This is a genomic window from Parabacteroides sp. 20_3 (assembly GCF_964238835.1).
GTDB lineage: Bacteria > Bacteroidota > Bacteroidia > Bacteroidales > Tannerellaceae > Parabacteroides > Parabacteroides distasonis.
Map to the genome: position 1 here is coordinate 65,864 of NZ_CAXSNO010000011.1, position 18,824 is coordinate 84,687.

Here is an 18,824-nt window from a genome sequence, read left to right on the forward strand (position 1 = left end):
ACATCAATCATTATTTAACATATAACGAAAATACTCACTACAAGAGACCGGAAAGTAAAGAGCACGCAAGAATGAGAACACCATGTTATGTTCTTTGGAATAAACAATTTTATTTCTCAACCTCACACAAATACATTCTAATCTCAAAAATGACATAAAAGACCGGCCAGACTGATATAAAGCCATCAAGCAGGCATCATCTTTCGCTATCGCTTCTTTAGGAAGAGACGATAATAATTCATAAACTTGAGAAAAATAAGACCGAATGAAGGGGCGTAGACTACGATATTGAAAATATGTTTGCTTGACCATCCTTAATATATTCAGTAATGTCTTACTATAATTGGAAGGCTCTCCATAAGTGGCCGCCGAGATATGCCGTCGCTGATGAACTAAAACACAATCACAGAACGATATGCTATCATAAGCAGCCGCTATGATCTGAAAAAGATGGTCATACATAAAATGAGGAGACCAGATATTTATATCCGGTATCATCGCTATAAATTCTTTCTTAAATAGCATCGTATGTCCAGCTAAAGAACTCACATAAACAACCCTTTCCAAATTAAAGTTAGGGATACGTTGGTCAAAATGAATTTTGATTCCTTCACCATTAGCAAAGGGTTTGGAGAAACCCGAGGATAACATCTTATTTCCAATCATTCCGATTTGCCGTTCAATCTTATATGGCTCCCAAATATCATCTTGATCGGATAACGCTATATAATCTCCTGTCGCACGTTTTATCGCCGAGAAAAAATTCTCATTCACGCCAATAGATCGCTTATTCTGGAATATTTTCACAAAATGATACCGTTGCTGATAACTTTTCAAGATGTCCCATGTGTTGTCAATAGAATGATCATCCTGTATAATAAGTTCATATATAGGATATGTTTGATTTATAATGGAATCTATTTGCTCAATCAAGAACTTCTCTCCATTATAAGTACACATCACGATAGATACTGCTTCACACTCTTGCATACATTACACCACGTCTAAAATCATACTTTTGTTTAGGGTTTTCTTTTAGCCAATCCCAATACATAGTCATATATCCACATGAATAAGATATAGTATAGGCATATCCTTTCATTCTGTCACTCAACTCTTTTTGATCATCTTTATTATGATACGTACAAATTAACAATTCAAGAATAGACTTTTGCTGAAGCAATTGTCGCGCACCATTTAGCACATCCATTTCCATACCCTCAACATCCATCTTTACCAAGGAAGGTTTCACTCGATCGTGAAAAAAGACATCAAGAGATATATTTTTAGCGTCATTTATACTAGACACATATTTATTGATGATATGTACTTTATTTCTCCATGGATAAAAAGTGGCCTCTAATGCCTCTCGCCAATCAGCATCACACTCAAACAGATAGACCTCATGCACAAGATCAATTATCTTCAACGAAAAAATACCTTCTGCCGCCCCTATATCCACGACAACAGATGATTCGTTAAGATCTAATTCTGAAAAGCTATAATTATGCGGTGAGCCATCGGCCTGCTCCATACAAAGGAAATTATAGACTTTAGTAATTTCTTTATCGCTCATGCCCCTTTTAAAATATAGACGACGCCTCTCAAGAGTATATACATAGCTAAGCCCATTTTCTCTATCCCTCAGCACTCTTACATATCTAAGACTATATTTTGGCACAAAGTCATAATTGAAAATATCTATCAAATGAGATTTTAGATAAGAGCTTATTCCTTGTTGTTCACTTTTTTCCATAATATTCTCATTCTCCAAAAGGAACTCCCGAACTTTCTTTGTCAAAGTATATCTTGGAGACCTCATCAAGGCATGTTTTAGATACTTAAATCGATTTAACATAACCGAAACATATTCTGCTAACATATTATTTATCTTCTAAAAATTCATATACAAATCGACTATATTGCTCCTCATAACTTAATGCCATTCTATTCTCTTTTAACGTCAGTTCTTCAGTCAACGGTTCTACTATAGAAAGAGCATACTGTAACCTTGTAATCAAATCCTCAGGATTGTTAACACTAAAACAATTTCCATTTTCATCTTCTTGTATGAGACAAGATGCTCCGGCACATGAAGAACATAACGTATAACATCCCGCAAGCAAAGCCTCGTTCACAACTGCGCCAAATGGCTCATAGGTACTTGGTAACACAAAGATAGCTCCTAAATTATAAAAAGCCATTAATTCTTCTCCTTCTTTTTTCCCAACAAAAAAAACAGAGTCGCTAATATGTAGCTCATCAGCTTGCCTCCTTAATTCATCTTCTAAGTCCCCCTCCCCTACAACTATTAGGACCACATTCTTCATTTTTAAGCAGATTTGCGCATAGCAGTCTAACAATAAAGAAATATTTTTCACCTTAACTAAACGACCTACAAATAGAATTGCTTTTTTATCTTGCAGAAAACTTTCTTTTAAAATCTGGCGAGAACGAGGCAAAGCCCTCTCTAAGTTCTTTCTGAAATTTTCTTCCGACTGGATAATAGGGAAATAAAAATATCTAGCCTTATAAAATAAATGCTCCCGATACCAATCAAAGGCTTTTTTGTCTGCCAAAATAGTCCCATCAATAAAATTGAGCAGTATAAATCTAGTAAATTTCTTAATTATCCCAACCGACTTTGCCATATCTACATTATCATCACAAATTGTATAGATCTTCACCCGTTTTCGAAACAGCCATTTATGCAACAGCACCAATAATCCTAATAGATTATATTCCGAAATCAATACAACATCAAAGCTACTAATACTCAGCACTTTCCACACATCCAATCTTAAGTTTTTCACACCACAAAAACCAGGTCGCAAAAACATCGGCATAAAAGCCAAGCGCCGCCTCATCTTCTCCTTATCAAAAGACTGCTCCAACGGATCCTCAAATTCAAAATAAAAACTAGCATCAAAAGTCTCACTCAAAGAGTTAAAAAAATCGATCCGATATGGCGCAATAGCCGGATGAAATATTACAGCTCGCTTCTTCATTATAATAAGATTTAAACAATAATACTTTACGCTTCAATCGACAAAATCTCAAGATCTCTCATCAATAACTCCGATGCCAAAGAAGAATAAGAACTTGCTAAAGAACCATAGATCTTTGAGGTATGAGCCAGAGTGTACAATTCAACTAAAGCGTCGACAATACCACTTTCGTTATCTCGCCTAACTTCATCAAATCTAGTAATAATCCTTTCGCCAAACAGATCTTTTAGTTTTTTCTTTTCCGAGAACGAGTCTGAAGCTACATAAAAATAAGTATTCGGATCAAGAGTAACCTCCTCCTCAATTTTTGAAATAAATAAAGACAAAGGACTTCCTAATGTAGGAGTCGTATGATCTCCTCTCCTAATATGCATACCTATCACATGTTTGTCCTCAAAAAACTTCGTTCGTTCATCTATCTGCTGTTGAATAGGTTTTATCGGAGATAAGCATTTAAACGTTATTTCATTTTTATAGAAAGAACGAAATTGGACCAAATAAACAGAATCATGCTTTTGAAACGAATTTAACAAGCTCTCCACCGAAAACCGGTTATAAATATCTTTTTCATAAAATCTTTCCGGGAAAGCAACTTTTTGATATAAATAAGGGAGCCAAAAATTTCTCTTCCTAGGCCGATCATAAATATAATCTTGCCAATGCGCATCCACAACTTTTATATTTGATAAAATCGGAGCTAAGTCTAATAAAGAATGAAAGTCAGCCCCCATCCCCCAATCTTTAAACCAAATGACATGAAGCCGGATCCCATACATTTGACAAAATGATATAGCTGATGATATTGCATAAAATCGATTCGCCAACCCCCCGATCGGAACTAAGACTAAAACTTTCATCTTACTCATACTATTCATAAACTCTTATTATAAACGTTCCACTCTATTTCGAACAAAAAAAAGAAAATCCTTCCAATATTGTTTCAATGGATAATATTTTCTCAAAGTTTCCCCTCGATCTCTTTTAGCCCAAATCGGATAATATCCCATAAAGAACCAAGTGTATGACCATATATGAGTTATTGGATATATCTGTGCCTTATTCAATTTCATCAAAATTGAAAAAACACTTTGATCATGCCTATTCTCCTTAAAATCCAAAGCATTAGGAGTGGATGAAGGGGAGTCATCTATCAAATTTCTATTTTCCATCATCACTTTTTTCCAACATTCTACAACCTTTTGAGTATGATCATCTTTTCTTAGAAAAAAAGTGGTAGCATGTATTTGTCCGCTATTATAAATATCATCATCTTCTTGTATACCAAAGTATGAGAAAATATCACCTTTTGTATATTGTCTCTCTAATGAACCTTTGCGAGCGCCAAATACCAAAAATCCCGAAGGATGTTTTTTTACCTCTTTTATATATGCTAGAAACATATTCTTCCCCACCTCATTTATATGACAACCAGCATCTGTGTAAAGCAAAATATCACCATATTCCATTTGTTGTAAGCATTGAAGTAAAATCTGGGGTTTCCAAATCCAATATCCAAACCCTCGCACTTCCTGTTTTAATAGATCCGCAGCCTCTTGCCGGAAAAAGGCAGATAGATTTTTTTCCGTATTACATTCGACACGATAAAACCAACCAGTCTCCTCAGCCTGAGCTCTCAAACGAGATAAAGAAGACAAATAACTGGAATTACCAAATGAGCATAAAAATATCCGATCCATACTAATCTTACTTATCTAATATAGTTTTTTCACCCCACAAGCTCCTGATATATTTCCATTTGCCATACAAAAATAATGGAAGAAAATAAGCTCGCACTTTATTCATAATACTTTTTGTATTCCCTCTTAACTCAGACCGGCAGACATAAGTGATCCACCCCGCTCTAAAAATGCCTAGAATCCTACCCGACGAAAGATACAACGCATATTGATAAACTAAAGGCTCCTCCATACTTAAATAAGGAAGCATTAGCCGGTATCGATCAGATATCTCCAAACGGTTTCTTTTACCCAACGATAAAAACCCATCCAGATAGCCTCTAAACCCTCCTTTCACATTTTGCAACAAATTAGAGCTAGCATGAGGATGGCGTCTAAAATATGTTAAATTCTCGACCTTATGTAAAAGACTGCGTTTAGATCTCGCTACTAAAGCCAACGCAAAATCATATACAAATTTCTCCCGCACCTCTTTAGGTGTTATTTGGATCAGCTCTTTCCGCATGAGGCAATCATGCCCCAATACACCATACTGCAAAGAAATGAATCGTAATCCCGTAAGAACAAACTCTTCTTTCCTCGCCGCAACATAAGAGGGAATCTTATCGAAGAAACTCACAGAATCCGCATAAACCATCAGATAATTTCCTATACAACCAACCAAGACCTCTATCTTGGTATCTACCCAAATATCATCTTGATCCGAAATCGCAATATAATCACCTGTTACTTTTTCGAAAGCCTTCCAAAAATTTCGATTGAAGCCCAGATTATTCTTGTTTCGATAAAATCTAATAAAAGGATATTTTTCCTTATATTCCTCGATTATTAAAGGTGTCGCATCTGTGCTACAATCATCCTGTATCAATAATTCATGGATAGGATAAGTCTGAGATACGATAGATTCCAGCTGTTCACGGATATATTTCTCACCATTATAGGTACATAATACGACAGAAACTCGTTTCAAACTCATCTTTTCCATAAGAACCCTATGCATTCTTTAAAAATTACAGACTTCACACCCCACATAATTCCAATGTATAAAATCGCAGACACAATAATCTTCAAAGCAAACCGTATATAAATATTCCCCGAGAAGAAAGAGACCCACCAAGCGCAGCTCAAAACTGAGAGAGTGATAAGAAAATAAGGCAATATGTCTCTTATTACATGATATAATCTAACACCTATCAAATGGCTCGCAAAACAATGCCACACAAGCAGCCAGCAAAGGTAAGCGAGCACATAAGCCGCAACCATCCATAAAATTCCATAAGGCAACATCATTATCAGCAACAATATCTGGAGTACGCCAAATATTACGTTAGCATACAAATAAATATTAGATTTCCCATGACTGATCACGATATTTTTATAAAGCTCGCATATCGGGGAAAAAGCTCCCCAAACGCACAGTAATTGCAAAATAGGAACACAAGGCGCCCACTTTTCCGTAACCGTGATCAGGATCAATTCATTTGCGACCAACGCCATGCCAAACATCAATGGAAAAGATATAAAAGCCGTAAAACGGATCATCTTTCTTAAAACCTGTACTTGCCTCTCCTTCTCGTAAGAGACTTGAGCAAATACCGGCTGGGCTACTCCTGATATCATTCCCGTGATAAAACTCCCCCCCATATTCATCCATTTATAGCCTTGGGAATAATAACCGACTTGCTGAACCGTATAGAACTTACCCAATAGAATAGAGAATATATTCGTAGACATCTGGCTAAACAGATTTGTCAATAACAACCTTGCACTAAACGGGAACATCTCCCTCAAAGGCTGAAGGTTAAAAGAGAAAGTTGGCCTCCAAGGTGAATAATACCACCTAAGAAAAGTGCCTAAACCGATATAAAGTACTCCTTGAATAGCAATCCCCCAATAAGCCATACCATTCAACGCCATGATCAGTGCAGCCGTGTTGGATAATAACAACGCATAGATATCAATCTTTGCCCTTTCCTTGACCATCAAGTTTTTAAACAAATAAGCGGCTTGAGCTGTTCCAAAACAACCAAACAAAAAACTTAAAAATACGATACGGGATACCCACAACAAATCCGGCTGGTCAAAAAAAACGGCAATCAAAGGCGCCGAGAAAAACAAAATCACATAAAGGCCAATCCCTACTACTATATTAAACCAAAATACCGAGTTATAATCCTCATGCTTAATATCCAACTTATTTGTCAAGGCCGCCGAGAAGCCGCTTTCTTGAAGAGCATTCGCAAAACCCGTAAAAATAGTTAGCATCCCGACCATCCCATAATCTCCCGGCGATAATATGCGAGACAAAAAGATACCAAACAGCAATGCGAGTATCTGCTGCACCCCATTGCTCACCCCTCCCCAGAAGAGCCCTTTCGCTGTCTTATCTTTTAGTGATTGTTCTGCCATTTGATATTTACGGTAAAAGTGCCACAAAGATAAACATTTACTCTTGGGTAACGGGCAAAACCCGGAAGCTTTTCATACTTTATGTATAAAATAACAAATAGTACGTATGGAAATATGAATTAGTATCAATAGAAAACACCAATTAGTATCAATAGAAATCCGGATTTCTATTGATACTAATTAAAAAGTCTCGCACCTACTAGATATAATAAACTAATAATCAGAAATATACAAAACAGACCCATTCTAATATAGCTTATTGTACATTTTTACATTTTACTAGTCTTGCGAACTAAAGGAAGCGAAACAGGTACTCGTAGACTAATAGGCACATACACGGACATTGACAGACATAAACCGACACAGACCGATTTGCCTCATACGGCTTGCGATACCTTTGTCATGTTTTCGAAAACAAGGTAATTCATTTAATCATCTTTTAAAATTTAGAAATTATGGCAGTAAAGTACAGATTGATCGAGAGAAAGAACTTGGGTAACGACAAGACAGAAACACCCAAGAAACAGTATGCGCAAGTGATCTATGGATATCTTGTAGAGTTCGAGACTTTCCTCGAGGAAGTGGCAGATGGAAGTGGAGTAGGTTCCGCACAAGTCAAGGCGGTACTCGACCGTATCAATATCGTGTTGAAACGAAATCTCGCGCAAGGGCGCAGGGTGAATGTAGGCGAATTGGGCAATTTCCGTTTTGGGGTAGGCTCTACGGGAACCCCTACCACCGAGGAATTTACCACCAGCTTGATCAAAGAACCTAAAGTTGTCTTTAGTCCCGGAAAGGCCTTGAGAATAGCTAAGAAACTCACTAATTTCGAGAAAAAGGAACTCTCCGAACCGCAAAGCGGGGGTAGCCAAGACAGCGAAAGCCCTGACGAGATCTAAAATCTCAATCTCTATTCGCGGTGGATTTATGCTTTCAATACGTAAATCCACCGTATTGTTTCCAATATAAAACAAAAGCAAGCGGATGCGTTTCTACATCTTAAACGTATGATGATTATCACCCGAGATGAGAAACGAACCATCCAAGTCCAAGAGAGAACGATCGAGGTAGTCCCTATCTGGGAATGGATTCTCACGCCTTCCCCGCATAAATCCTCCGTATAATATCCACCACCTTCATACCTTCCAAGACGTTGGTCGTTATGATCTCGCCGGGGGCGCCGGAAAGGACATTGACCACGTTACGGATCACGAAGTTGTGGTTTTGGGCGGAGCCTTTGTAAGGGCCATAATCATTGCCGGGGTTGGTAGGGGCCAATTCCGGCATTTCATACCCCTTGATATGGCAATATTCTACCTCATTCATATATTGACCGCCGATTTTCACGCTGCCATTCTCAGCCACGATCAGCATGCTGCTTTCCAGATTCTTGTCCCATACCGCCGTAGAGTAGCTCAAACTACCCATTCCACCGTTCACGAAATTAAAATTCACGAAACCGGAATCCTCAAAGGCGGTCAGTTTCTCGTGGTTGAAGTCGGCGAAACGGGTCTGGATATTACAGACATCCCCGAATAACCAGTACATAATGTCGATGAAATGGGAGAATTGGGTGAATAAGGTACCACCATCCAAGGCAGCGTCGCCATGCCATCCTCCGGGTTTATAGTAGCGTTCGTCACGGTTCCAGTAGCAATTCAGCTGCACCATATAAATCTGGCCTAATTTTCCGGACTCAACCATCTCCTTGATCCAGACCGAAGGCGGGGAATATCGGTTTTGCATCACGCAAAATACCTGCTTACGGAACCTCAGCGAGGTATAAACCACTTTCTCGGCATCCGCCAAGGTCAAGGCCATAGGCTTTTCTATGACCACATGATGTCCGCTTTCTATCGCTTGGATCGCCATCTCGGCATGTAAACCGTTGGGTGTACAAATATTCACCACATCTATATCCAATCCCAAACGGAATAGTTCATCTATATTCCGGGCGAAAGGGACCGCATAAGCCTCGATCCCCAGCTCCTCTTTCGGACGGATATCACACAAAGCGACCAACTCCGCCCCTTCATCCCGGGTAATCATCTCGGCATGACGCTTACCTATATGACCACAGCCGATCACGGCGAAACGTATCTTCTTATTCATAAAACACTCTTTATAGATTCTATAATATAGGCCTGCTCCTCTTCTGTCATCTCCGTATGAATCGGCAAGGATAATACGGATCGGCTCAAGCGAGAAGCGACATTCAAATCCCCGGAAATCCGGCATCGACCCCTCATCACCTCTTGCTCCTGCAAAGGCAATGGATAATAAATCATAGAAGGAATGCCTCGTTCTTTTAACGCAGCTTGTACTTGATCCCTCTTTTCTACAGCTAGCTGTACCGTATATTGATGATAAACATGCGATGAAAAGGCTGATTTTAGTGGTTTGCGTACAGCATCCAATCCGGAAAAGGCAGCATCGTATCTAGCAGCCACTTTACAACGAGCGGCGGCAAATTCATCCAAATACCGAAGCTTAACATCTAAGACAGCGGCCTGCAAGGTATCCAAACGGGAGTTGCAGCCCACCAAAGCATGATGATATTTTACCTTTTGCCCATGATTGGCGATCATTCGCAGTCGTTCGGCCAATCGTGCGTCGGAAGTAAACATCGCCCCACCATCACCATAACAAGCCAACGGTTTCGAAGGGAAGAAGGAGGTCGTTCCTATAGAGGCGATCGTACCGGCTTTCTTCACCGTTCCATTCGAGAAGGTATAATTAGCACCGATGGATTGGGCATTATCCTCGATCACATATAAATTATGGCGGCCAGCGATACTCAAGATCGATTCCATATCACAACACTGGCCAAAAAGATGAACCGCAATAATAGCTCTCGTCTTTTCAGACAAGGCATCTTCTATCTTTTCCGGGTCTATATTGAATGTACCGGGATCTACATCCACTAATACCGGCACTAGGCCAAGAGCCAAAGCGACCTCAGCCGCGGCGATATACGTAAAAGCAGGAACGATCACCTCATCGCCCGGATGTAAGTCGAATGCCATCAAGGAGATTTGCAAAGCATCCGTACCGTTGCCGCACGGGATCGCATAAGGAATACCTAAATAATCTGATAAATGGTTACAAAATCCCTTCACCTGAGGGCCATTGATAAAGGCGCAAGCATTTATCACCGTTTGCATGGCGGGATCGATCTCACTACGCAAACGTTCATACTGCTTCCGCAGATCTACCATCTGTATCTGTTTCTCAAGCATCTTATCCACTCAAAAATAGGGCTATCCCATCGTTAAAACGGAATAGCCCCCTCATTATTGCGTCTACCTTATTATTTCACCTCACTACCCGGTTTCACCTCTTTCTCCGGGGTGATAACGGCCAGCTTTCCATCGAAATTCTCGGCGGAGAGAATCATACCCTCGGAAACAATGCCTTTCAGCTTACGGGGAGCTAAGTTAGCGATGAAGCAAACTTGCTTGCCTACCAATTCCTCGGGTTTATAATGCTGGGCGATACCCGACACGATCGTGCGTTTCTCCAGGCCATCGTCGATACGGAACTGAAGCAGCTTATCCGCTTTCGGAACCTTCACACATTCCAGAACCGTACCCACACGGATATCCAGTTTCATGAAATCATCGAACTCAATATTCTCACGGATCGGTTTCGCCTTATAATTCGCTTCCTCATTCGCTTTCTTCGTATCCAATAATTTCTGCACTTGGGCCTCGATCACGCTATCCTCTATCTTCTCGAACAACAACTCTGCCTTGCCCAATTGATGACCGGCCTCCAATAGATCCGTAGCACCTAGGCGATTCCATCCCAACGGCTCTACATTCAGCATCTTATTCAGTTTCTCCATGCTAAACGGCAAGAACGGCTCAAAAGCGATCGCCAGATTAGCCGTAATCTGCAAAGCGATGTTCATGATCGTAGCGACACGAGGCATATCCGTCTTCGCCAACTTCCAAGGCTCCATATCAGCGAGATACTTATTTCCGATACGGGCTAGGTTCATCGCCTCTTTCTGAGCGTCACGGAAGTGGTAGGTATCCAACAGGCGTTCCACGTTCTCTTTCACATCCGCGAAATCCTTCAAGGTCTGGCGATCATAATCTGTCAACTCGCCAGCCACCGGCACCTTACCCTCGAAATACTTATCCGTAAGGACTAACGCACGGTTCACGAAGTTCCCTAAGATAGCGACCAACTCATTATTATTACGAGCCTGAAAATCTTTCCATGTGAAATCATTATCCTTTGTCTCCGGCGCGTTGGCCGTCAAGACATAGCGCAACACGTCTTGCTTGCCCGGCATATCCACCAGATACTCGTTCAACCAAACCGCCCAGTTGCGGGAAGTAGAGATCTTGTCGCCCTCCAAGTTCAAGAACTCGTTAGCGGGGACATTCTCCGGCAAGTTATAAGAACCTTCCGCTTTCAGCATGGAAGGGAACACGATACAATGGAACACGATATTATCTTTACCGATGAAATGGACCATTTTAGTCTCCAGATCCTTCCACCAAGTCTCCCAGCTATCCGGCAGCAACTCCTTCGTATTAGAGATATAACCGATCGGAGCGTCGAACCATACATACAGCACCTTTCCTTCCGCCCCTTCTACGGGAACAGGGATACCCCAATCCAAATCGCGACTCACCGCACGGGGTTGCAGACCCATATCCAGCCAACTCTTACACTGCCCGTAGACGTTCGGCTTCCATTCCTTATGATCCTCCAAGATCCATTTACGCAAGAACGGCTCCCACTTATCCAAAGGCAGATACCAATGCTTCGTCTCACGCATCACCGGCTTGCTGCCACTGATAGCGGATTTCGGATCGATCAAATCCGTCGGGCTAAGGGAAGTACCGCAAGCCTCGCACTGATCGCCATACGCCTTCTCGTTTCCACAATGCGGACAAGTACCCGTGATATAACGGTCGGCCAAGAATTGCTTCGCCTCCTCATCGTAGTATTGCTCGCTTGTTTTCTCGATGAATTCGCCTTTATCATACAATGTACGGAAAAAATCCGAGGCCATCTGATGATGCGTAGCGGAAGTAGTACGTGAATAGATATCAAACGTGATACCGAACTCCTCGAACGATTTCTTGATAATACCGTGGTAACGATCCACCACATCCTGCGGCGTGATCCCCTCCTTCTTCGCTCTCAACGTGATGGGTACCCCATGCTCGTCCGAACCACCAATCATCAACACTTCCTCTCCCTTCAAACGAAGGTAACGGGCATAAATATCAGCAGGCACATACACCCCGGCCAAGTGTCCGATATGCACCGGTCCGTTCGCATACGGCAACGCCGTAGTAATCAGCGTTCTCTTAAAATGTTTTTCCATACCTTGTGTTCTCTTTTTGAGGGGCAAAGGTACGGAATAATTTGGTTAGACGAAAAAGAATAATTTCCTTTGTGAGTGAGTTTCCTCTTAATGAGGCTAGGAACTTTACCTCTAATAATAAATATATGGGAAGAAGACATAAAAACAAGGTATAAAAAAAGAGCTTACCGCTATTGGACATAAGGCGGAAGCTCTTGACATCATCGAAAAAGGTAATTTCTTCGACAAAAAGAAGATTATTATAATAAAGATCGAAGATAAGATTTACACGGCGGCTATTACGACTTCCGAGAAAGGGACTTTAATCTCATTTATTTAAATTTAAATTGAGAATATACATTTAAGCATTGAAAGATTGCACCCATCCTTCAATGCCCAAACATTCCGATTAGTCATAAGGATTGATAATCTCCGTGGAAGTCTTTTCATCGACTAGCGTACCATCCACCATAATTCCGATCGAGATTTTTGACTTGGATTCATCATCCAGTTTCACCGTAAGATGATAGCTATGCGAAGGCTCCAAAGTCAAAACGTTCGAATAGGTATGAGGTTCCTTCTCGCCGGGCAAGGTGAGATTGATGGTATATTGCAAGGCCCTCCCCACCGCACCTACGTTGAAATAGGCGGTCTTGTAGCTATAGTTGTTCTTGTTGAAGGTAAAGCTACGGCTAGACACATCGACGGCGTACAGGGTGATAGCGTAATCCGAGAGGTTTTTCTTGATAAAATCGCTGAACTCGACATTTACCGAGGAGTTTGCCAAGACACATTTCAGCGTTACTTCCGTTGGCTCCACGGGTTTGACAGTAAACGAGGTATCTTTTGCCAGACGAGCCTGCCCCCAACCGCTATTGGTACGCTCTGCCTCACTCTCCGTGCAACTCTCTGCCGTAAGGAGATAGCCGGAGCCAGCGCTACAAGTGATTGGAGCACCGGCGATATCGCCATATTTACGGGAGGAGAAAACCACCGTCTCGCCACGGGAAAGGCTCACGTTGAAATCCTTTACATCAAAGCCGGACAAGGCACGGGTAACAATCTCGATTTTCGAGGTATCGACTACGGATAGCCAAATTTCGCCCTGCTCTTCAGTGAGTACCGTTTCCTCCTCGCTCGTGCAAGCGGAGAACGAGAAAAAGCATAGGACAGATAATAGGTATAGGATTCGCTTATTCATAATCATAATTCAATGTTACATTATCTATTTTGAAAACGCTGCCGACTACACGATCTTGATTGTAAGGACTAGTGGAGTATCCTCCTTCAACTTGCCGCATATTACCAATATCTGTATTTGTGCCAGATTGGAAAAAGATTCCAATATAAGCAGCCTTTGTAGTTGACTGTGTATAGGTAAAATTTAACGTTTCTTTCTTATAAACATCTTGAGTCATAGAATTAAATTCCTGAGTAGTCGCTATTTCCACATTATTGCTATCATATATTTTCGCATAAGCGATACACTGATCAGTAGAAGGTAGAGGAGCATATTTGTAATCAAAAGAAATACTCTTTGGACGTGCGGTATGCGCAATTCCTAACGAATAGGAATCACTATTTTTATCAAATGTCCCCGTAAATAAATACCCAACATACGCCGTTCCATTATCACGAGTATAAGAATAAACACTTGCTCGCTTCCAGCTACCACTTACATTACTATTATAAAAAGCCAATGTTGAAATCTCTGCCGCTTTTTCGCCATCTTTTTTATCTGTTGTAGACCAAGTTCCCGAACACCAGCGCCATCTTACACCATAACCTGATCCTTTATTCGAACCGAAAACACCTCCTGAGTTAGCATTCTCAGCCCCATTCGTTGTCTTTTCATTACGGGTATTCCAGTTTGTACAATAATCGCAATACATATCCGCATCCCAAGTTCCATTACCACTATGCAATTTCGTGCTACTCCACGCTTCCATATCCCCATTCGCTATCACTTGTGCGCTCTCCGTCGTCACCGTTTGAGTATTGCTGCTTAATACGCCTCCGAAGCGGGAGCGGATCGTATAGTTTTTGGATGGCTCCAAACCTTTGATTACATAGCGGCCATCAGAGGTCTTGTCCGAGGGGATCCAAGTCTCTCCATTATCGGCAGAAGCCTCGTACACAACATTGGCGATCACCTTATCGGCCATGTCAGCCTTATGAGCAGTCATGTTATCGGCTGTCATAGGCGTGATGTAGATGAACTTGCTCCATACATCGCCATCGCTTTGCGCGGGAAGGGTGAAGGCTGGAAGATCCGGATCGCATTGAACGATATAGCGTGTACGTCTCACTAAATCACTATAACTCCATGTATGCGTAACCGTCTCGCCTAATTTATTCTGGCCGGCAAGGATCAAGTTATAGGTCTTACCCTTACCCCCTGAGACGAAGAAGTCCTCACCGTTTGTCAATGTCTGTGAAGGCGTAACTCCCGAGCCGCCAGTCTCAGAGACAGTCAAGGTATAGAAATTATATTGTTCCACCAATTGATCCGCCATCTGAGGACGAATAACAGCACTCGCCAAAAAAGCCGTAAGGGAAACCGATTTCACCTCGCCCTCCACGATCGTTACCTTATCACTCTCGCCATAGAAATAAGGGACAGCGGACATGCCCGCCTCCCCGCCATAAGCCGCTTTTACCCGGTACTCGCCCACAGGCAGGAAACAGCCCGCCTCCACGCCCGGCGGCAGGGTCTTCACGGTCTCACCCGTAGCGGCACAGACGATCGTTATCGTAAAATCTGAGACGGTGGGAATCACGCCTTCCGCCAGCGAAGCCTTCGTCTGTACGTCGCTGACAGCAGATTCCACCTCGATCCCCGTGAGGAGCAAACGTCCCTCCCCCTTGCCACCATTACGGTCGATAACCTCATCGGCGCAACCCGCCACCATCCAGCAAAGGGTGGCCAAGGTCATTATCTGTCGTATCATCTTTCTCATATCCTATATCAATGCTTTTTATTCATAAACCAATTCCATCTCGTCTATCCAAAGGGTACTGCCTTCCCCCCCGATGAAGTAATCACCGTACTTGCTAGCCGCCGCCACGATGACGATATATTTGGGCGTACGATTCGTCGCACGATATTCCAAGGGTATCTCAACCTGCTTATAGCTCGTGGTAGACTGTCCGCTGATGAACTCGCCATAGGCGATGATATTACGGTCGTTCTTGTCGAAGACCTGCCGGACAGAGGGCTTGGTACGGATCTCGTAAGGTTCCGGCTTATCCGAGAGGGCGATATATATCTGGCAAGAGTCCGGACGGCCCCGAAGGTTTTCCAGACTGCCCACATCCTGCCCGATACGATTGATCGTGGTAGAGGTATATTTATATTGGAACTTGAGGGAGGTAGGGAATGAGGTGAACGGACGGCCCAATTGCAGCACGCCATTCGTGCCGTCCAACGCGAAATCGCCCGTGAAGATATTCCCGGCCCCCAGCTTGATCACGGCGTCCTTGGATTCCAGCAAGGCAGCTTTCCCTGACACGCTCTCGGTCGTAGGCGTCGTCAGATTACCGATGAAAGCCGCCGCACCCGGGTTGCCGGTTCCCCAGAAGGAGGTTCCACCCGAAGGCCACGGATTCCATTGCTTGCCGTCTTGCGACCAATCCTCGAAACCGCCATTTGTCAAAGCGATCTCACCGGCAGTGGTAAACGAGCCGCTGCCCGTTTGCGCATTGTCTACGCTGATGCGATAATCATAGGCTGTACCGCCCCGCAGCCCGCCGATCGTAGCGCTGAAAGAGGCACCCGAGGTCTTCACGTCTGCCGCCGTGCTCCACGCAGAAGCCGTCTGTTCCTTATATTCCACCACCGGGGTCTTGCCGCTTTGCACAGAGCCGGTAAGCGTGGCTTTCGTCACCATGGGGAAGACGCTCGACGAGGTAGAGGCACCGCCCTCGCTTTGCTCTATCACCACTTTCCATTCCTGCCATACCTCCTCGCCGGCACGAGCCGCATAAAAAGTCTGCGGATAGGTAAAGTCGCGCACGGTAGTAGGATCGGGCGTGACACGTCCATAGGCCCCACCAAGGTTAAGCGTACGAATTTTGATGTTGGAAAGATCCTGATCCGCACTCACGTAGATCACGGCGACACGGCTGACAGGATCTACCAAATGATCCACCATGCCGTCTACGTCTACCGTACGATCCACGATCTGGCGTACGGTAAGTGTCCATGGATTATCTTGGTAGGTACGGACGTTCAGCTCAAGCGGCGTGGAGAGGTCGAGCCGCGTATTGGCCGACAACGAGAGGCTATCAAGCGAGGCAAAATCATGAAAAGGGAATTTCTCCTTATCGTCGCATCGTGCGGAGTCCAGCTCGATCGTCGCGTCGCGCGGATCGAGGATGAGGCGCGTCAGTCTCAGCCGTGACACATCCACGGAGTCGTTCACATAGAGTGTCACGGTGCGAGCCGAGCGATCTATATCCACACCGGAGGCTACCGTCCCGTCTTCCGAGGCACGCAGGCCCTCAGTCACGATCTCACTGATCGTTCCCTCCACCAGTGGGTAAGGAATATCGTTATCAATAGCGCACGAGGCCAGTCCCAACAAAGTTACCAGACCGGCCGCACGTAAATTCTCTTTAAACATCAATCGTTGAATCTTCATTAAATTATATTTTCTCCATTAAAGATAGAAGGTCATGCCTATGTTGATCGAGAAGAGGTTGATCTTGAAATTGCCGGAGGAGACACGCTGATGCCCCTCCTCTATCTGGTTCGTCTTTTGGTCGATCCACTTGAAATCGAAACCCATCACGCCAACCGATACCTCTACGGCCGACCAGTCGGTGATAAAAGCCGTCATCCCGGGAGCGATACCGATCTGCAGGTTCTGCGCCGTTTGGTAGGAGCCGTCGTAGGTGGCACCCGTACCGGTGGAATTCTTGCCCGTACCGTATCCATAGGTGAGGCGCGCCTCGTTGAACAGGCCGAATATCTTGCTGCGTCCGATAGGCATATAGGTGCGCAAGAAACCGGATACCTCGTACTTATGCTCCAGATAATAGAGGTTGTCGAGGCTGATGTTGAAATCCTCGCCGAGATTCAACTCGAAGTTCTTCAAGTCGAGGTAGTCGCGGTGATAGGCGAAACGCATGCCCGCGGAGATGTTGTTGCGGAAGAAGTAACCCACGTAGGGACTGACACCGAAGTTGTAGCCTTTTCCCTCCACGTTCTTCAAGACGAGGAAGTTCAGATTCCCCTCATCGTGCTCGGAGTAGGAAACAGTTCCTCCCGCCATCCACGTACCTTTCGGGATGAAGACGGTCTCTTGCACTTCTCGGTCGATACGATTCATGGCTCTCTTGCCACGTTGGGCCCAAGTCTCCCCTACGCAAAGGGCGCAGAGGAGGGCCAGACAGATTAGTTTATTTATTCTCATTTTTCCTATTCTAGTCATATTTCATCGGGAGATTCGGAATCCCCTCCCCCACCGGGCTCCGGCGTGCCGGGTTCGGCGGGTCCAGAGGGCGTGCCCTTGGAACGTTGCTTGTAGGCGGTTCGTACCTGGGCGAAAAGATGAGTCGCGTCACGAACAAATACGCGCGCCTCTTCCGAGGGTTGCAACAGGCTGGAGGCATTGGCCAGTGCGCACATATCGTCCAGCAGGTCTTGCGCCTCGGAGGACAGCTCCTTGGAGGTCACATTCTCTGTGCGTACCGATCTCGATTTGTCGCGTAGGGCGGCCAGCTCGGCATAGCGATCGTTGAGCCGTCGTAGCTCGGCGATGTAAGGTGCCAGTTGCAGAGTGACTACCGAGTCGGCGAACTCGGGCTTCGCTAGGTCGATAAGCAGGCCATTGATCACCTCCGTCTCCTGCGCTGTGGGCAGGTTGGCGAAGTCGCGGTAACCGCGCAAGGCGGGTTCCATCCGTTGGGCGGCGGTACGCTCGGCGGCAAGGGGCAGCTTGGCGTAATCGAGCACGCGGCGGACTATGTAGTTACCCGCCGTATCCCGATCGGCCTCCACTTGCTGCATTTCCGGGGTCTCCTCCGAGGAGGAGGCTTGCATCGTCAGTTCGGTCAGCTCATCGATAATGCCATTCATACGTGTCACCTGTCCGGCGGAAATGTTTAGCGCGGGCACTCCGCTATCGGCTAGCAACGATATCTCGTCCGGCGATTCGGAATCGGAGCCGCTCGGCATCAGTTTCATGTAGCGTTTCAACAGACTTAGCTTCTCGGCCTTGTTCAAGTTACCTAACGACATCGGAGGAATCAATGTGAATGTACCCATAATTCGATTTTTTTTGAAGGTTATTATTCGTTTGTACCCGTTCGAAGGGTCGAAAAGCCCATTCCGGTTTCCAAAAATGGATTTTGAGGAGTCGAGAGCCGTTTTCCCGC

The 18,824-nt window shown here is 44.2% G+C and carries 16 protein-coding genes; 1 reads left to right on the forward strand and 15 read right to left on the reverse strand.

The genetic code is table 11. The features are described from left to right. Nucleotides 1-3: 3 nt before the first annotated feature. The 7 genes from ACESPU_RS19730 to ACESPU_RS19760 form a co-directional block, all read right to left on the reverse strand. Nucleotides 4-990 carry a glycosyltransferase gene (locus ACESPU_RS19730; protein WP_057326733.1) on the reverse strand — a complete coding sequence of 329 codons (987 nt, stop codon included), beginning with the start codon at nt 988-990 and terminating at the stop codon, nt 4-6. After that, nucleotides 977-1,756 carry an FkbM family methyltransferase gene (locus tag ACESPU_RS19735; RefSeq protein WP_158595487.1) on the reverse strand — a complete coding sequence of 260 codons (780 nt, stop codon included), beginning with the start codon at nt 1,754-1,756 and terminating at the stop codon, nt 977-979. The genes ACESPU_RS19730 and ACESPU_RS19735 overlap by 14 nt, the downstream gene beginning before the upstream one ends. A 127-nt stretch (nt 1,757-1,883) precedes the next feature. Continuing rightward, on the reverse strand, nt 1,884-3,008 hold the full coding sequence (locus ACESPU_RS19740) for a glycosyltransferase (protein WP_057326735.1): 1,125 nt from the start codon (nt 3,006-3,008) through the stop codon (nt 1,884-1,886). Between the two features lie 26 nt (nt 3,009-3,034). After that, nucleotides 3,035-3,874, reverse strand: coding sequence for a hypothetical protein (locus ACESPU_RS19745; protein WP_227713690.1), 840 nt, complete (start codon nt 3,872-3,874; stop codon nt 3,035-3,037). An 18-nt stretch (nt 3,875-3,892) separates the two neighbouring features. After that, nucleotides 3,893-4,705, reverse strand: coding sequence for a hypothetical protein (locus ACESPU_RS19750; protein ID WP_057326737.1), 813 nt, complete (start codon nt 4,703-4,705; stop codon nt 3,893-3,895). 7 nt (nt 4,706-4,712) lie between these two features. Continuing rightward, nucleotides 4,713-5,690 (reverse strand): glycosyltransferase, encoded by a 978-nt coding sequence (locus ACESPU_RS19755; protein WP_005860769.1) that lies wholly within the window; start codon nt 5,688-5,690, stop codon nt 4,713-4,715. Further along, on the reverse strand, nt 5,678-7,114 hold the full coding sequence (locus ACESPU_RS19760; protein WP_057326738.1) for a lipopolysaccharide biosynthesis protein: 1,437 nt from the start codon (nt 7,112-7,114) through the stop codon (nt 5,678-5,680). Before ACESPU_RS19760 ends, ACESPU_RS19755 begins: the two co-directional genes overlap by 13 nt. A 455-nt stretch (nt 7,115-7,569) precedes the next feature. Here ACESPU_RS19760 and ACESPU_RS19765 point away from each other — a divergent pair, with 455 nt between their 5' ends. Further along, nucleotides 7,570-8,013: an HU family DNA-binding protein gene (locus ACESPU_RS19765; protein WP_158532921.1), complete on the forward strand. Its 444-nt coding sequence runs from the start codon at nt 7,570-7,572 to the stop codon at nt 8,011-8,013. A 193-nt stretch (nt 8,014-8,206) separates the two neighbouring features. Here the strand turns inward: ACESPU_RS19765 and ACESPU_RS19770 are convergent, their stop codons facing one another. The 8 genes from ACESPU_RS19770 to ACESPU_RS19805 all read right to left on the reverse strand — a co-directional run bounded on the left by ACESPU_RS19770 (nt 8,207) and on the right by ACESPU_RS19805 (nt 18,714). Next, nucleotides 8,207-9,226, reverse strand: a complete 1,020-nt coding sequence (locus ACESPU_RS19770; protein WP_373133611.1) for a Gfo/Idh/MocA family protein — start codon at nt 9,224-9,226, stop codon at nt 8,207-8,209. Further along, nucleotides 9,223-10,353, reverse strand: coding sequence for a DegT/DnrJ/EryC1/StrS aminotransferase family protein (locus tag ACESPU_RS19775; RefSeq protein ID WP_057326740.1), 1,131 nt, complete (start codon nt 10,351-10,353; stop codon nt 9,223-9,225). The genes ACESPU_RS19770 and ACESPU_RS19775 overlap by 4 nt, the downstream gene beginning before the upstream one ends. Before the next feature lie 71 nt (nt 10,354-10,424). Beyond that, on the reverse strand, nt 10,425-12,464 hold the full coding sequence (gene metG, locus ACESPU_RS19780; RefSeq protein WP_057326741.1) for a methionine--tRNA ligase: 2,040 nt from the start codon (nt 12,462-12,464) through the stop codon (nt 10,425-10,427). A 388-nt stretch (nt 12,465-12,852) separates the two neighbouring features. Beyond that, nucleotides 12,853-13,644: a DUF4493 domain-containing protein gene (locus ACESPU_RS19785; protein ID WP_057326762.1), complete on the reverse strand. Its 792-nt coding sequence runs from the start codon at nt 13,642-13,644 to the stop codon at nt 12,853-12,855. Continuing rightward, nucleotides 13,637-15,403, reverse strand: a complete 1,767-nt coding sequence (locus ACESPU_RS19790; protein WP_373133612.1) for a DUF4493 domain-containing protein — start codon at nt 15,401-15,403, stop codon at nt 13,637-13,639. Before ACESPU_RS19790 ends, ACESPU_RS19785 begins: the two co-directional genes overlap by 8 nt. Before the next feature lie 18 nt (nt 15,404-15,421). Continuing rightward, a complete protein-coding gene (locus tag ACESPU_RS19795) occupies nt 15,422-17,086 on the reverse strand; it encodes a PCMD domain-containing protein (RefSeq protein ID WP_005864077.1) in 1,665 nt (554 codons plus the stop codon). A gap of 18 nt (nt 17,087-17,104) precedes the next feature. Next, nucleotides 17,105-17,860, reverse strand: a complete 756-nt coding sequence (locus tag ACESPU_RS19800; RefSeq protein ID WP_005864076.1) for a hypothetical protein — start codon at nt 17,858-17,860, stop codon at nt 17,105-17,107. A gap of 14 nt (nt 17,861-17,874) precedes the next feature. Further along, nucleotides 17,875-18,714 (reverse strand): DUF6261 family protein, encoded by an 840-nt coding sequence (locus ACESPU_RS19805; RefSeq protein WP_057326742.1) that lies wholly within the window; start codon nt 18,712-18,714, stop codon nt 17,875-17,877. Between the last annotated feature and the right edge of the window lie 110 nt (nt 18,715-18,824).

Bases quoted from the DNA above. Each gene is read 5' to 3' on its own strand.
- ACESPU_RS19730 (WP_057326733.1), bottom strand. From the start codon at position 990: ATGCAAGAGTGTGAAGCAGTATCTATCGTGATGTGTACTTATAATGGA.
- ACESPU_RS19735 (WP_158595487.1), bottom strand. From the start codon at position 1,756: ATGGAAAAAAGTGAACAACAAGGAATAAGCTCTTATCTAAAATCTCAT.
- ACESPU_RS19740 (WP_057326735.1), bottom strand. From the start codon at position 3,008: ATGAAGAAGCGAGCTGTAATATTTCATCCGGCTATTGCGCCATATCGG.
- ACESPU_RS19745 (WP_227713690.1), bottom strand. From the start codon at position 3,874: ATGAGTAAGATGAAAGTTTTAGTCTTAGTTCCGATCGGGGGGTTGGCG.
- ACESPU_RS19750 (WP_057326737.1), bottom strand. From the start codon at position 4,705: ATGGATCGGATATTTTTATGCTCATTTGGTAATTCCAGTTATTTGTCT.
- ACESPU_RS19755 (WP_005860769.1), bottom strand. From the start codon at position 5,690: ATGGAAAAGATGAGTTTGAAACGAGTTTCTGTCGTATTATGTACCTAT.
- ACESPU_RS19760 (WP_057326738.1), bottom strand. From the start codon at position 7,114: ATGGCAGAACAATCACTAAAAGATAAGACAGCGAAAGGGCTCTTCTGG.
- ACESPU_RS19765 (WP_158532921.1), top strand. From the start codon at position 7,570: ATGGCAGTAAAGTACAGATTGATCGAGAGAAAGAACTTGGGTAACGAC.
- ACESPU_RS19770 (WP_373133611.1), bottom strand. From the start codon at position 9,226: ATGAATAAGAAGATACGTTTCGCCGTGATCGGCTGTGGTCATATAGGT.
- ACESPU_RS19775 (WP_057326740.1), bottom strand. From the start codon at position 10,353: ATGCTTGAGAAACAGATACAGATGGTAGATCTGCGGAAGCAGTATGAA.
- metG (WP_057326741.1), bottom strand. From the start codon at position 12,464: ATGGAAAAACATTTTAAGAGAACGCTGATTACTACGGCGTTGCCGTAT.
- ACESPU_RS19785 (WP_057326762.1), bottom strand. From the start codon at position 13,644: ATGAATAAGCGAATCCTATACCTATTATCTGTCCTATGCTTTTTCTCG.
- ACESPU_RS19790 (WP_373133612.1), bottom strand. From the start codon at position 15,403: ATGAGAAAGATGATACGACAGATAATGACCTTGGCCACCCTTTGCTGG.
- ACESPU_RS19795 (WP_005864077.1), bottom strand. From the start codon at position 17,086: ATGAAGATTCAACGATTGATGTTTAAAGAGAATTTACGTGCGGCCGGT.
- ACESPU_RS19800 (WP_005864076.1), bottom strand. From the start codon at position 17,860: ATGAGAATAAATAAACTAATCTGTCTGGCCCTCCTCTGCGCCCTTTGC.
- ACESPU_RS19805 (WP_057326742.1), bottom strand. From the start codon at position 18,714: ATGGGTACATTCACATTGATTCCTCCGATGTCGTTAGGTAACTTGAAC.